Source organism: Micrococcus sp. KRD026 (assembly GCF_017168445.1).
Lineage (GTDB): Bacteria > Actinomycetota > Actinomycetes > Actinomycetales > Micrococcaceae > Micrococcus > Micrococcus luteus.
This window is the reverse complement of the sequence record NZ_JABFBA010000004.1, coordinates 75,691-89,567: the sequence shown is the minus strand read 5'-3', so window position 1 is coordinate 89,567 and position 13,877 is coordinate 75,691. Positions and strand designations below refer to the sequence as shown.

Below are 13,877 nucleotides of genomic sequence, written 5' to 3'. Positions count from 1 at the left end.
CCGCATGACCACCACCCCCGTCGCCCGCCCCGTCACGCGGGTGCTCATCGCCAACCGCGGCGAGATCGCCGTGCGCGTGGCCCGCGCCGCCCGCGACCACGGCATCGCCTCGATCGCCGTCTACTCGGATCCGGACGCCGACGCCCTGCACGTGGCCGTCGCGGACGAGGCCTTCCACCTGCCGGGCGCGTCCTCGGCGGACACCTACCTGAAGATCGACGCGGTCCTCGACGTCGCCCGCCGCGCCGGCGCCGACGCCGTGCACCCGGGCTACGGCTTCCTCTCCGAGAACGCCGACTTCGCGCAGGCCGTGATCGACGCCGGGATGACCTGGATCGGCCCGTCGCCGGACGCCATCCGCGCCCTCGGCGACAAGATCACCGCCCGCTCCCTCGCCCAGCAGGCGGGCGCCCCGCTCGTGCCGGGTTCGGACGGCCCCGTGCCGGACGCCGCCGCCGCGCGCGCGTTCGCCGAGGAGCACGGCCTGCCGATCGCCATCAAGGCGGCCTTCGGCGGCGGCGGCCGCGGCATCCGCGTGGTGCGTGAGCTCGGCGACGTCGAGGACGCGTTCGAGGCGACCGTCCGCGAGGCCGTGGCCGCGTTCGGGCGCGGCGAGTGCTTCGTGGAGCGCTTCCTGGACCGCCCCCGCCACGTGGAGGCCCAGGTCCTCGCCGACGAGCACGGCCACGTGGCCGTGCTCGGCACCCGCGACTGCTCCCTGCAGCGCCGCAACCAGAAGCTCGTGGAGGAGGCCCCGGCGCCGTTCCTCACGGACGAGCAGCGCGAGCGCATCCACACCTCCGCCCGCGAGATCTGCCGCGCCGCCGGGTACACCGGGGCCGGCACGGTCGAGTACCTCGTGGCCCCGGACGGCCTCATCAGCTTCCTGGAGGTCAACACCCGCCTGCAGGTGGAGCACCCCGTGACCGAGGAGGTCTTCGGCGTGGACCTGGTGCGCGAGCAGTTCCGCATCGCCGCCGGTGAGCTGCTGAGCATCCCCGAGGACCCGACCCCGCGCGGCCACGCCCTCGAGTTCCGCCTCAACGCCGAGGACCCGGCGTACGGCTTCCTGCCCGTGCCCGGCCCGATCGACGCGTTCGAGGCCCCCACCGGCCCCGGGGTCCGCATGGACTCGGGCGTCCGCACCGGCTCCGTGGTGCCGGGGGAGTACGACTCCCTGCTCGCCAAGCTCATCGTGTGGGGCGAGGACCGCGCCCAGGCCATCGCCCGCGCCCGCGACGCCCTGGCCGAGCTGCGCATCGACGGCGTGCCCACCGTGGTGCCGTTCCACCGCGCCGTGCTCGAGCAGGACGCCTTCACCTCGGGGGACCGCCTCGGCGTCTACACCACGTGGATCGAGTCCGAGTTCGCCGAGCCGCTGGCCGAGTCCCCCTACCTGGGCGCCGAGGTTCCCGCGGGCGGCCGCACCTCCGTCACCGTGGAGCTGGACGGCCGCGCCGTGCGCCTGGGCCTGCCCGCGGATCTCTACGCGGCCCTCCTCGGCGGCGGCGGTGCGGGTGCCGCGGCCCCGGCTGACGCCGCGGGCGCCGGGAAGCCCGACGACGACGGCGCCGTGGCCTCGCCGGTCACCGGCACCCTGGCCTCGTGGAAGGTCGAGGACGGCGCCGAGGTGGTCGAGGGTGACACGGTCGCGATCGTCGAGGCGATGAAGATGGAGACGCCGATCCGTGCCCCGCGTGCGGGCCGGATCCAGCTCCTCGTGGCCGAGACCCCGGCCTCGGTGACGCGCGGCCAGGCGATCGCCCGGCTGGGGGCGTGAGGGTGCCGACGCGCGACGGTGTCACCGGGGACGACCTCGCGCCCGGCGCCGGTGACGGGGAGTCCGCCCCGGCGCCGGCTCCCGTGGCCGCGGCCGCGCAGCTGCGGCAGCGGATCGCGGCGGCCGGGCTCGTGCCGGGGGAGCGGCTGGGGGAGGTGGCGCTGGCCGCCGAGCTCCAGGTCAGTCGCAACAGCCTGCGCGAGGCGTTCACCATGCTGGCCTCGGAGGGCCTCGTGGAGCGCCGGCCGCACCGCGGGGTGTTCGTGGCGGCGCCGGGTCCGGAGGACGTGCGCGGGCTGTACCGCACGCGTCGGGTGATCCAGCTCGGCGCCCTCGAGCACGGCGAGCTCACCCCCGGCGCGGCGCGCCACCTGCGCTGTGCCCAGGACCTGCTCTCCGGTGGCCCGGACACGCCCGCGCGGGTCCTGGGCGACGCCAACCATCGCGTGCACGTCGGCATCGTGGACCTGGCCGGCGCCCCCGAGCTCACGCGGCTCATGGCGTCGGTGCAGGCCCGCGTGCGCCTGGCGTTCCATCCGATGGACGAGCAGACGCGCCTGCACGTGCTGTTCGCGGACCGCAACCGGTGGATCGTGGAGCGGCTGCTGGCCGGCGACCTGCCCGCGGTGCACGCCATGTTCGGCGGCTACCTGGACGAGGCGGAGCAGTTCGTCCTGGCGCACCTCGCCGCCGTGGGGGGCTGACCGTCTCCCCGGGTCCCGGCGGTCACGGGACCTGGAACATCCGGTCCGGCAGGTCCGTGATGAGCATGTGCCCGGGCGCGTGCGTGATGGCCAGCGGCGGGCGGGACTCCATGATCGCCGCCTGCGGCGTCACCCCGCACGCCCAGAACACGGGCAGGTGGCCGTGCGGGACCTCGACGGCGTCGCCGAAGTCCGGTGCCGACAGGTCCGTGATCCCGAGGCCGGCCGGGTCGCCCACGTGCACGGGCGCGCCGTGCACCGCGGGGTAGCGGGAGGTGATGCGCACGGCGTCGGCCACGCGGTCGGCGGGGATGGGGCGCATCGAGACCACGAGCGGGCCCGAGAGGCGGCCCGCCGAGGCGCAGCGCCGCGTGGTGCGGTACATCGGCACGTTCACGCCGGCGTCCTGGTGGGCCATCCGGATGCCCTCGGCCACCAGGGCGGACTCGAAGGTGAACGAGCAGCCGATCACGAACGTCACGAGGTCGTCCCGCCACACGTCGAGCAGATCCGTGGGGCGGTCCGTCTCCACGCCGTCGCGGTACACCACGTACTGCGGCACGTCCGTGCGGACGTCGCCGTCCAGTGCGGGGCCGTTGACCTCGCCGGCCTCGAACACGCCGAGCAGCGGCAGGGCCTTGGGGTTGCGCTGGGCGAAGAGCAGGACGTCGTAGGCGTGGTCCTGCGGGATCGAGACGAGGTTCGCCTGCGCGTAGCCGTCGGCGATCCCCGAGGTCGGCCGCACGAGCCCCGCGCGGAAGCGCTCGCGGGCCTGCGCGGGGGTCGTGGCGCCGTCCAGCGGCAGCAGCGGCGTCGTCGTGGTCATCTCAGGCACCGGTGATCATCTCGACCATGGGGAGGAACCCGCGCACCGCGATGAACACGGAGACGATCCACGCCAGCGCACCGATCACGAGCAGCCACCCGGGGTAGCGGTAGCCGTGCAGCAGGTCGCGGCGGCGCCAGGCCACGTAGAGGAGGGCCGCGAAGCCGACCGGCAGGATCATGCCGTTGAACGCGCCGGCGAACACGAGCAGCGTCTGCGGGGCCTGGCGCAGGGCCAGGTAGAGGGCGGTGCAGACCACGATGAACGCGACGGTCAGCAGGTTGCGGGTGCGGACGCTCGTGGTGGAGCGGGTGACGAAGCTGATCGAGGTGTACGACGCGCCGATCACGGAGGTGACGGCGGCGGCCCACAGGACGATGCCGAACATGCGCAGCCCGATGTCGCCGGCGGCGGCCTGGAAGGCGGAGGCGGCCAGGCTGTCCTTGGCCAGGACCGCCCCCGAGGCGACGACGCCGAGGATCGCCAGGAACAGGAGGGCACGCATCAGGCCGGTCACGAGGATCGAGGCCACGGAGCTGCGGGTGATGTCCTGGACGTCGTCCACGCCCTTCACTCCGGAGTCGATCATGCGGTGGGCGCCCGCGTAGGTGATGTACCCGCCGATGGTGCCGCCCACGAGGGTGACGATCACGAAGAAGTCGACCTCCTCCGGCATCACGGACTGGCGCAGGGCCTCGCCCACGGGCGGGGCGGAGGTGATGGCCACGTACAGCATCAGCAGGATCATGACGGCGCCGAGCACCACCACGATCCGGTCCAGGGCCACACCGGCGCGCTTGGAGAGGAAGATCAGCAGCGCGATGAGGGCGGAGACGGCGCCGCCGATCAGGGGGTCGACGCCGAGCATGGCGTTCGCGCCGAGGCCGGTGCCGGCGATGTTGCCGATGTTGAAGACCATGCCGCCGAGGAACACGAGCGCGGCGAGGACCCAGCCGAGGCCAGGCAGGACGCTGTTGGCCAGCTCCTGGGCGCGCATGCCGGAGACGCCGATGACGCGCCACACGTTCATCTGGACGGCGACGTCGATGAGGATCGAGACCAGGATGGCGAACGCGAACGCGGCGCCCATCTGGACGGTGAACGTGGCGGTCTGCGTGATGAAGCCGGGGCCGATGGCCGAGGTGGCCATGAGGAACATGGCGCCGAGCAGTGCGGTGCGCCGGGTGGCGCTCGCGGCGCGGGAGTCGGTCTTCGGCGCGGTGCCCGAGGGGGTCGAGCCGTCCGGTCCGGCGTGGGGGATGTCTGCGTGGGACACGGTGGTCACCTTCGTCGAGGGCGCCAGGCGAGGTGACGGGCGTCACGAGGCGCTGGGGAGACGGTAGCTGTTGTTGAACAATCCTGGCAACAGCGAGACCGGGTGTCGTGGCGTCCCCGCCCGAAGGAACGCCTCACCTGCCTGGCGCGCCCCGCCCCACGCCGCGACCATGGAGACATGTCGCACACGTCTGAACAGTCCTCGCCCCTGGCCGATCAGCTCCCGCCGGGCGGTCCCGACGAGCCGCACGCCTCCGGCGGCGTGCATGCCCGCCTCAACTGGCTCCGCGCGGGCGTGCTCGGCGCCAACGACGGCATCGTGTCCGTCGCCGCCACCGTCGTCGGTGTGGCCGGCGCGACGACGGCGCTCACCCCGATCCTGCTGGCCGGCGCCGCCGCCGTGGTCGGCGGCGCCTTCTCCATGGCGCTGGGCGAGTACGTGTCCGTCTCCTCGTCCTCCGACTCGCAGAAGTCGCTGATCGCCAAGGAGCGCCGTGAGCTCGAGGAGGATCCCGAGGGCGAGCTGGAGGAGCTCGTGCAGCTCTACGAGGCGGACGGCCTGAGCCGGGCCACGGCCGAGGCCGCCGCGCGGGAGCTCACCGAGAAGGACGCGCTCGCCGCGCATCTGCGCATGGAGCTGGGCATGGCGGAGGAGGACGTCGTCAGCCCGTGGGCCGCCGCCGGAGCGTCCTTCCTCGCGTTCCTCGTGGGCGCGCTGCTGCCCTTCCTGACGGTCGTCCTGGCGCCGGTGGGCCTCCGCGTCCCGTTCACGTTCGGCGTCACCCTCGTGGCCCTCGCCGTCACCGGCTGGGTCGGGGCCCGGCTCGGCGATGCGCCCGCGCTGCGGGCGGCCGTGCGCGTCGTCCTCGGCGGCGCCCTGGCGCTCGGCCTGACCTTCGCGGTGGGCTCGCTGCTGGGGGCGTCGGTCGCCTGATCCGCGCCGGAGGGGTGGGCCGGCCCAGCGCCCGTGGCCGCGCCGTGGCGCGCGCGGAGCGGTCCTGGAAGCCGAGGACCGTGCGCATACCACAGGCGCCCCCCGTCGAGTTGAAGCGACGCCCACGGTTCGCGTAAGATAGGACGGCGCACGCCGCGTTGTTCTCGTCGTTCCATCGGTCAGGTGACCGGGCGGACGGCGGGTCGGAAAAGCAACGCGCTCCCGCAGACCGGATCCCGGGACGCCCTCAGGGCGGACCGGGGCTCACCGTCCACACCAGCGATCCCATAAGGAACTTCGGTTGGCTCTCACCCAGCCTGGTCCACCTTTTCGAGAAGTCGCAGTAAGAGTGCGGTGTCCACACCCGGGGCGGGGCTCACAACAGGTGTCCGCGGACAGGTCCGCGGCTCGCCGCCATGCGGGTTCCGCCCGTCCTTTTACTACTACTTGCCACGAGGAGTGATCATGGCAGCTCACTGCCAGGTAACCGGGGCTGGGCCGGGATTCGGCCACAGCATCTCCCACTCGCACCGTCGCACCAAGCGCCGGTTCGACCCGAACATCCAGAAGAAGACCTACTGGGTCCCCTCCCTGCGCCGCAACGTCACGCTGACGCTGTCCGCCAAGGGCATCAAGACCATCGACGTGCGCGGGATCGACGCCGTCGTGGCGGACCTGATCGCGAAGGGAGTGAAGCTCTGACATGGCCAAGGACAAGGACGTTCGTCCGATCATCAAGCTGAAGTCCACCGCCGGCACCGGGTTCACCTACGTGACCCGCAAGAACCGCCGGAACAACCCGGACCGCATCACCCTGAAGAAGTACGACCCGGTGGTCCGCAAGCACGTCGACTTCCGAGAGGAGCGCTGAGATGGCCAAGAAGTCCAAGATCGCCAAGAACGAGCAGCGCAAGGCCATCGTGGCCCGTTACGCCGAGAAGCGTCTCGAGCTGCGCAAGACCCTCGTGGACCCGAACGCGTCGGACGAGGCCCGCGAGGCCGCCCGCCTGGGCCTGCAGAAGCTGCCCCGCGACGCCTCCCCGGTCCGCGTGCGCAACCGCGACGCCATCGACGGTCGCCCGCGCGGCACCTTCCAGCGCTTCGGCATCTCCCGCGTGCGCTTCCGCGACATGGCGCACCGTGGCGAGCTGCCCGGCGTGACCAAGTCCTCCTGGTGACCCGCGGCCCGGTCTCCGGGCGTTAGGCACCACCACGACGGCGGCGCCCCTCCTTGAGAGGGGCGCCGCCGTCGTCGTGCCTCGGGGGTGGGGGCGACCCGGGTCACGGGAAATCGCGGATTCTCGCGGTTCAGGGGGCGATTCGCCCGCGGAGAGGTGGTACGTTCACAACTGGCAGCCCGGTCCGAACGGCCCGGGAACCGTAACCGACGTCCCATAGGGAGGACCCATGGCCATGAACCGCAAGGAACTCGTCGCCGCCGTCGCCGAGCGCTCCGGCAACACCCAGGCCGCCGTCAGCGATGTGCTGGACGCCCTCTTCGAGGTGTTCACCGCCCAGGTCAAGAAGGGCGAGAAGGTCTCGATCCCGGGCTGGCTGGCCGTGGAGCGCACCGAGCGCAAGGAGCGCACCGGCCGCAACCCGCGCACCGGCGAGGAGATCACCATCCCGGCCGGCCACTCCGTGAAGGTGACCGCCGGCTCCAAGCTCAAGGCAGCCGCCTCCGAGTGATCCCGGTCGCGGTGCGCGTCCCCGGACCCACGCCGCACGCCGCAGGACGGGCGTCCCACCCTCGGGTGGGGCGCCCGTCGTCGTCTCCGGCCGCGTAGGATGGGCGGACGATCGTCCGGCCGACGTGGACCGGGGCCGTCAGGAGAGGAGTCGTGGCATGCGCAGCGCCGTCGCCGCCGCTCCGTGGGCCCCGTCCGGCCTCGAGGACGCCCCTCCGCGCGTCGTGCGTGGGCCGGCCCGTCTGGCCCGGGGCTGGGCCGGGTCCCTGGCGATGACCGCCCTGGCCGCGCTGTTCCACACCGCCGCCGAGCCCGGTCACGGGTTCCCCGAGGTCGGCGTGGTCGCCTTCGCGGCCGTCCTCGCCGCCCCGCTCTGCACCGCCCTGGCGGGCCGCGCCCTCTCGCTGTGGCGCACCGCCGCGGCCGTCGCGATCGCCCAGGGGCTGTTCCACATGCTCTACGGGCTCGCCGCCGGCGGCCACGCCGTGGCGCCGGTCGCCGGCGTCGACCCCGCCCACCTCGGCCACGCCCGTCCCGGCGCCGGGGCCCTCCTGGCGCCGGGGGAGGCCCTGTCCGGCGCCCCCGCCGGCCACCTGACCGACCTGCGCATGCTCGCGGCCCACGTGATCGCCGCGGTCCTCACCGTGCTGGTGCTGCGGCGCGGTGAGGTCCTCGTGCTCGCCATCGCCGAACGCGTGGTGGCCGTCGTCTGCCCGCCGCCGGCCGCGCACGGCCCCCTGCCGGCGCCGGCCCGCCTCCGTGTCCCCGTCCCGCCGGTGCTCCGGCCGGCGACGTCCCTCGCCCTCCTCGGCTCTCCGGGGCGGCGCGGCCCGCCGTTCGCCCTCGCGGCCTGAGGACGCCGGCTCCGTCCGCGTCTCGAGGCCCGACCGCGCCCGACGACCCTTCGGAACGGTCCGCCCGCGACTCCCGTCCGGGACCGCGGCAGACCCGTGAGGACACCACCATGCATCACCAGACCACCCCTGTCCGCCGCGCCGCTCGCGCCGCCGCCGGACTCACCCTGCTGCCCGCCCTCGTCGTCGCCGGAGCCGCCCCCGCGGCCGCGCACGACGAGCTCATCCGCACCGCCCCCGCGGTCGGCGAGACGGCCACGACGGCGCCGTCGGAGGTCTCACTGACCTTCAGTGGCGAGCTGATCGACGGCGAGGGCATCCAGAACCTCCTGCAGGTCCGCGACGCCGACGGCAACCAGTGGCAGTCCGCTGCCGGCACCGTGGACGGCCCCACCTTCTCCGCGCCGCTGTGCGAGGGGCTGCCCAACGGCGACTACGAGGTCGCCTACCGCGTCGTCTACTCGGACGGGCACTCCGAGGAGCGCTCGTTCGACTTCGCGGTGGACGACCCGGCCGCACCGGCCGCCGGCACCGCGCCCCAGGGCTGCGGCACCGCCGTCGCCGGGGCCTCGACCGCCGCCTCCCCGGAGGCCACGGCAGGTCAGGGCGACGCCGCCTCGGCCGAGGCGACCGCGCAGGCGGACGGCTCCGACGCCGCGCAGCCCGCGGACACCGACGCGCTGCCCGCCTGGGTGTGGGTCGCCGGCATCGCCGGCCTGGCCGTGCTCGTCGTGGCCTTCCTCCTGATGGGCCGCCGCGCCCGCGCACTCGGCCACCTCGACGACGGCCGCTGACCTCTGATCCCCGGTCGGCCCCCTGAGGGGGCCGGCCCCGCCCTCGCGCGCCCGAACGCCCCGCGCGTCGTCGCGCGCCCGCCTGACAAGGAACCCCACAGACGTGACCACCACCTCCCCCGGCCCGGACCGTCCCAGCCCCGCCCCCGCGCGTCGCCTGCTGTGGCAGCTCATCGCCGTGGAGGCCGTGATCATGGGCGCCGTCATGGGCGTCTCCTCCGTGCTCTCCCGAACGGCCCCGCCCGTGCCGGAGGAGCTCGCGCCGGACGCCTCCCCGGCCCGCATCCTCACCGGCTACGAGCTGCCGCCGGCCCTCGAGGGCGCCCGGTGGATCACGATGTGGCGGTTCGACTGGCTGTGGGTCGCGATCATCGCGTTCCTGTCCCTCTGGTACCTGCGCTCCGTGTGGCAGCTGCGCCGCCGCGGCGACCGCTGGCCCGTGCTGCGCACCGTCGCGTGGCTCGCGGGCCTGGCCGTGCTGCTGTGGGCGACCTCCGGGTCCCCGGCCGTGTACGGCCGCGTCCTGTTCAGCGCGCACATGGTGGGCCACATGACGCTGACGATGCTCAGCCCCGTCTTCCTCGTCCTGGGCGCGCCGATCACCCTGGCGCTGCGGGCCCTGCCGTCCCGCACGGACGGGACGCGCGGCCCCCGCGAGTGGATCCTGTGGATCGTGCACTCCCCGTGGGGGCGGTTCATCACGAACCCGATCGTGGCGGGGGTCAACTTCGCCGGCTCGATCCTGGTGTTCTACTACACGGACTTCTTCCGGTTCTCGCTGGAGACCCACGTGGGCCACGAGTTCATGAACGTCCACTTCCTGCTGACCGGGTTCCTGTTCGCCCTGGTCATGATCGGCTCGGATCCGCTGCCGCGCCGGCCCCCGTACGCCCTGCGGCTCGTGCTCCTGATGGCCACGATGATCTTCCACGCCTTCATCGGCGTCGCCATGACCACCTCCACCGGCCTGATGCAGGCGTCCTGGTTCGGCAACATGGGCCGCGACTGGGGCCCCACCGCCCTCGAGGACCAGCGCATCGGCGGCGCGGTGATGTGGGGCATCGGCGAGTTCCCCACCGTGATGATGGCGGTGATGGTGGCCGTGCTCTGGTATCGCAGCGACCGCAAGAACGCGGTCCGGCTGGACCGGCAGGCCGACCGCGACGGCGACGCGGAGCTGCGCCGCTGGAACGAGATGTACGCCCGCATGCACGGCACCCCGGTCACCGACGCCCCGAGCGGCGCCGAGCCCGTGGCCCGTGACTCCTCCACCGGCCCCGAGGAGGCCCGTGATGTCCGCTGACCTCCTCCCTCCCCTCGGCCGCCCGGCCGCGCCCCGGCGTGGTCGGCTGCGCCTCGCGGCCGCCGTCGCCGCCGGCCTGCTGGCCCTGACGGGCTGCAGGGCCGGGGACGGCGATCCGGCCGCCGCGTCCGCGCCCGCGGACGGAGTCCACGGCGACGCCGGCACCGCGGCGCCCACGGAGTCGGCGGCCCCGGAGGGGCTCGGCCTGGGCGACCGTCAGGACGAGCGCATGGCGCAGGCCGCGGCCGAGCGTGCGGCCACGTTCGGCTTCGTCCGGCAGCGGGCCGCCACGGCGGAGGAGATCGACGCGGCCCGCGAGGACTCCCGGGACCGGCGCGCGGACGCGGACCGGACCACCGTGCAGCCGGCGCAGTGCAAGGCGCCGCTGACCGCCCTGGACTTCTCCCCGATCGCCCTAGACGAGGCCGAGGCCACGCGCGTGGACGTCGGCGCCGACACCTTCACGGGCACGGGCACCGTGGAGGTCGCCCGGCTCACGGGCCAGGGCCGCCAGGACGTCGAGCGGCACCTCCAGACCGTCAACGCCCTGCGCGCCGACTGCCGCGAGATGACCATGACCGTGCAGGAGGGGGACGCGACCGTCGACTACCGCCTCGAGGTCTCCGACGCGCCGCTGTCCGACGGCACGCCGGCGCAGTCCGCCCTCGTGTGGGAGCGGACCGTGGCCTCGGAGTCCGAGCCCCAGCTCACGGCCCAGGTGCTCACCGCCGTCACCTCCGACGCCGTGGTGATGGTCTCCTTCGTGGGCCGGCCCGAGGCCGGGCGCAAGGAGTTCACCCTCATCGCCGAGGAGATGCTGGCCGCCGCCCTGGCCGCCGACTGAGCCGGACCCGCCCGGCGGCGTCGTCTTTCCCCCTGTGACGCCGCCGGCGTCCGCTCACGGCTGACGCGTCCGGGGCGTGCGTCATGATGGTGGGCATGACCGCACCGCAGACCCCGAACCCCGCCCCGTCCGCTGACGCCCCCGCCGCCGTGCCGCGCGCGGCCACCCGGGTGCGCGCGTCCGAGCTCGTGGGCCGCGGCTGGCTGAACACCGGCGGCGAGCAGGTGGCCCTCGAGGACCTGCGCGGCAAGGTCGTGCTCCTCGACTTCTGGACGTTCTGCTGCATCAACTGCCTGCACGTCCTGGACGAGCTGCGCCCGCTCGAGGAGGAGTTCGCGGACGTGCTCGTCACGGTGGGCGTGCACTCGCCCAAGTTCGAGCACGAGGCGGACCCGGACGCGCTCGCGGCCGCCGTCGAGCGCTACGCCATCGAGCACCCCGTGCTGGACGACCCCGAGCTGACCACGTGGCAGGCGTACTCGGCGCGCGCGTGGCCCACCCTCGTGGTGGTGGACCCGGAGGGCTACATCGCCGCGCACCTGTCCGGAGAGGGGCACGTGGCCGGGCTCTACGGGCTCGTGCGCGAGCTCGTGGCCGAGCACGAGGCCAAGGGCACGCTGCACCGCGGCTCGGGCCCCTACGTCCCGCCCGCCCCCGTGGCCCGGGACCTGTCGTTCCCCGGCAAGGCCGTGTCGCTCGGCGGCCGCGGCTCCCGCCCGGGCACGTTCCTCGTCTCGGACACCGGCCACCACCGCCTCCTGGAGGTCGCCGAGGACCTGACCACGGTGCTCCGCGCGTTCGGCGGCGGGGACCCCGCCACGGCGGACGCGGGCCAGGCCGAGCTCGCATTCCCCACGCCCGGGGAGAAGGGCCACGCGGACGGCGGGCCGGACCAGGCGCTGTTCAACGAGCCGCAGGGCCTGGCGCTGCTGCCCGAGGACGTCGCCCAGCGCGTCGGCTACGACGTCGTCGTGGCGGACTCCGTCAACCACCGGCTGCGGGGCCTGCGCCTGTCGGACGGGCACGTCAGCACCCTCGCCGGCAACGGCGTGCAGAAGCTCATCGACTCCGAGCGCGCCAAGGAGGCCGCCGCCGTCGACGACGAGGGGGACGTCGCCGTCGACCTCGCGGACCTGCCCGGGGAGCCGACCGCGATCTCGCTGTCCTCCCCGTGGGACGTCGTGTGGCACCCCGCCCTGGGGCGTGTGGTGATCGCGATGGCCGGCACGCACCAGCTCTTCGACTTCGACCCCGTCACGGGCGCGCTCGCGGTGCACGCGGGCACGGCGCTCGAGGGCCTGCTGGACGGCGACGCCGGACGGGCCTGGTTCGCGCAGCCCTCGGGGCTGTCCGTGGGCGCGGACGGCACGCTGTGGGTCGCGGACTCGGAGACCTCCGCGGTGCGCTGGGTGCGGACCGGGGAGGACGGGCGCCGCGAGGTCGGGACCGCCGTCGGGGCGGGCCTGTTCGACTTCGGCCACGTGGACGGGGAGGCGGACCGCGCGCGCCTGCAGCACGCGCTGGGCGTCACAGCCCTGCCGGACGGCTCCGTGCTGATCGCCGACACGTACAACGGCGCGATCCGCCGGTACGCCCCGGCCGGCGAGGATGCCGCGGGCCGGGCGGTCCCGGCCACGGTGACCACGGTGGCGCGCGGACTGCTCGAGCCCTCGGACGTGCTCGTGGAGCACGACGCGGACGGGAACGACACCGCGATCGTGGTGGTCGAGTCCAACGCCCACCGGCTCACGCGGCTGGCGGTGCCGGAGGAGTTCCTCACCGTGGACGAGGGCGCGCGGCAGACGCAGCGTCCCCGCACCCCGGTGGTGGCCGGTGACCTGGACCTGACGATCGGCTTCGCCGCGCCCACGGGGCAGAAGCTGGACGACCGCTGGGGCGACCCCACGCAGCTGAAGGTCTCCTCGTCCCCGGAGGAGCTGCTGCTCGAGGGCGCCGGCACGTCCACGGGGCTGCACCGGACGCTGCGGCTGAACCCCGAGGTCGAGGAGGGCGTCCTGCACATCACCGCCCGGGCCGCCGCGTGCGACGGGGAGAAGGGGCAGCCCATCCCGGACCACGCCGCCTGCCACCTGTACCAGCAGGACTGGGGCATCCCGGTCACGGTGCACACCCCGGACCGGGTCCCGGAGGGCGCCGAGACCCGCCTGGACCTGGACCTGCGCGGGATACACTGAGCGCGTCGTCCGCCCCCGACCCCGAAGGCTGCGCCCCACCATGACCACGCTCATCGTCACCTCGTCCGCCCACGGATCCACGCGAGAGATCGCCGAGCGTGTCGCGGAGGTGCTGCGCACGTCGCAGGCCGTCCCGACCGTGGTGGAGGACGTCGAGGGCGCCGCCGCGTGGCTGGCCACGGCGGACGCGGTGATCGTCGCGGCCCCGGTCTACACGGGCTCGCTCGCCGCCGACGCGCGGGCGTTCCTCGACACCCGTCGGGCCGAGCTGGCGGACCTGCCGCTCGTGATCCTGGCCTCCGGCGGCGCGCCCGAGCTGGCCCCGCCGGTGCGGGAGAAGCTCGAGTCCTACGGTCCGCGCGAGGTGGCGTACTTCCGCGGGGCGCTCGTCGAGGAGCGCCTGGGCCGGCTGGAGAAGCTCAAGCTCAAGCTCTCCCGCAACGAGCACTACGGCGACTACCGCGACTGGGACGCCATCGAGGCCTGGGCCAAGACCCTCTCCGGCGCCGGCGTCCGCTGACCTCACCCACCGCGCTCGCCGACGAGACGGCGGGGGCGCAGGAGCCTCCACAGCCGCTGTCGTTGACGAAACGGCGCCGGAGGCGCTCGTGCCCGCGGCGGAGGCGAGCGGTTAGCCTGGCCGCATGTCCCCTTCCGCCCGTCGCCCCGCCGCGTCCTCC

At 74.3% G+C, this 13,877-nt stretch carries 14 protein-coding genes and 1 pseudogene; 13 read left to right on the top strand and 2 right to left on the bottom strand.

All coding sequences use genetic code 11. The features are described from left to right. Window positions 1-4 precede the first annotated feature (4 nt). Together J1M40_RS01360 and J1M40_RS01355 are read left to right on the top strand one after the other, a co-directional pair. Window positions 5-1,780, top strand: a complete 1,776-nt coding sequence (locus J1M40_RS01360) for a biotin carboxylase N-terminal domain-containing protein (protein WP_159305543.1) — start codon at window positions 5-7, stop codon at window positions 1,778-1,780. Beyond that, entirely contained in the window at window positions 1,777-2,484 is a 708-nt protein-coding gene (locus tag J1M40_RS01355; RefSeq protein WP_036316824.1) for a GntR family transcriptional regulator, read from the top strand. The genes J1M40_RS01360 and J1M40_RS01355 overlap by 4 nt, the downstream gene beginning before the upstream one ends. Window positions 2,485-2,506: 22 nt before the next feature. Here the strand turns inward: J1M40_RS01355 and J1M40_RS01350 are convergent, their stop codons facing one another. Both J1M40_RS01350 and J1M40_RS01345 read right to left on the bottom strand, forming a co-directional pair. Continuing rightward, entirely contained in the window at window positions 2,507-3,319 is an 813-nt protein-coding gene (locus J1M40_RS01350) for a putative hydro-lyase (RefSeq protein WP_159305542.1), read from the bottom strand. Next, window positions 3,312-4,595, bottom strand: coding sequence for an NRAMP family divalent metal transporter (locus tag J1M40_RS01345; RefSeq protein ID WP_206450383.1), 1,284 nt, complete (start codon window positions 4,593-4,595; stop codon window positions 3,312-3,314). Before J1M40_RS01345 ends, J1M40_RS01350 begins: the two co-directional genes overlap by 8 nt. Before the next feature lie 168 nt (window positions 4,596-4,763). Here J1M40_RS01345 and J1M40_RS01340 point away from each other — a divergent pair, with 168 nt between their 5' ends. The 11 genes and pseudogenes from J1M40_RS01340 (at window position 4,764) to J1M40_RS01290 (ending at window position 13,717) form a co-directional block, all read left to right on the top strand. Beyond that, complete coding sequence (locus tag J1M40_RS01340) at window positions 4,764-5,519, top strand: VIT1/CCC1 transporter family protein (protein WP_002858333.1); 756 nt, start codon at window positions 4,764-4,766, stop codon at window positions 5,517-5,519. A 465-nt stretch (window positions 5,520-5,984) separates the two neighbouring features. Continuing rightward, the gene (rpmB, locus tag J1M40_RS01335) at window positions 5,985-6,221 is read left to right on the top strand and encodes a 50S ribosomal protein L28 (RefSeq protein ID WP_002858335.1); all 237 of its coding nucleotides are present in this window, start codon (window positions 5,985-5,987) and stop codon (window positions 6,219-6,221) included. A gap of 1 nt (window position 6,222) precedes the next feature. Further along, window positions 6,223-6,390, top strand: a complete 168-nt coding sequence (gene rpmG, locus J1M40_RS01330; RefSeq protein ID WP_002858336.1) for a 50S ribosomal protein L33 — start codon at window positions 6,223-6,225, stop codon at window positions 6,388-6,390. 1 nt (window position 6,391) lies between these two features. After that, window positions 6,392-6,697 carry a 30S ribosomal protein S14 gene (gene rpsN / locus J1M40_RS01325; RefSeq protein WP_002858338.1) on the top strand — a complete coding sequence of 102 codons (306 nt, stop codon included), beginning with the start codon at window positions 6,392-6,394 and terminating at the stop codon, window positions 6,695-6,697. 229 nt (window positions 6,698-6,926) lie between these two features. Next, window positions 6,927-7,208: an HU family DNA-binding protein gene (locus J1M40_RS01320; RefSeq protein WP_002858339.1), complete on the top strand. Its 282-nt coding sequence runs from the start codon at window positions 6,927-6,929 to the stop codon at window positions 7,206-7,208. Between the two features lie 157 nt (window positions 7,209-7,365). Further along, entirely contained in the window at window positions 7,366-8,061 is a 696-nt protein-coding gene (locus J1M40_RS01315; RefSeq protein WP_206450382.1) for a hypothetical protein, read from the top strand. Between the two features lie 110 nt (window positions 8,062-8,171). Then, the gene (locus tag J1M40_RS01310; protein WP_063188853.1) at window positions 8,172-8,855 is read left to right on the top strand and encodes a copper resistance CopC family protein; all 684 of its coding nucleotides are present in this window, start codon (window positions 8,172-8,174) and stop codon (window positions 8,853-8,855) included. A 121-nt stretch (window positions 8,856-8,976) separates the two neighbouring features. Further along, window positions 8,977-10,158 (top strand): annotated as a pseudogene (locus J1M40_RS01305) (cytochrome c oxidase assembly protein); the annotation flags it as partial. Further along, window positions 10,148-11,002 carry a hypothetical protein gene (locus J1M40_RS01300; protein ID WP_206450381.1) on the top strand — a complete coding sequence of 285 codons (855 nt, stop codon included), beginning with the start codon at window positions 10,148-10,150 and terminating at the stop codon, window positions 11,000-11,002. The pseudogene J1M40_RS01305 and the gene J1M40_RS01300, both read left to right, overlap by 11 nt. Window positions 11,003-11,097: 95 nt before the next feature. Then, a complete protein-coding gene (locus J1M40_RS01295; protein WP_206450380.1) occupies window positions 11,098-13,197 on the top strand; it encodes an NHL domain-containing thioredoxin family protein in 2,100 nt (699 codons plus the stop codon). Between the two features lie 40 nt (window positions 13,198-13,237). Continuing rightward, the gene (locus tag J1M40_RS01290) at window positions 13,238-13,717 is read left to right on the top strand and encodes a flavodoxin domain-containing protein (protein ID WP_069941971.1); all 480 of its coding nucleotides are present in this window, start codon (window positions 13,238-13,240) and stop codon (window positions 13,715-13,717) included. The last annotated feature ends 160 nt before the right edge of the window (window positions 13,718-13,877 follow it).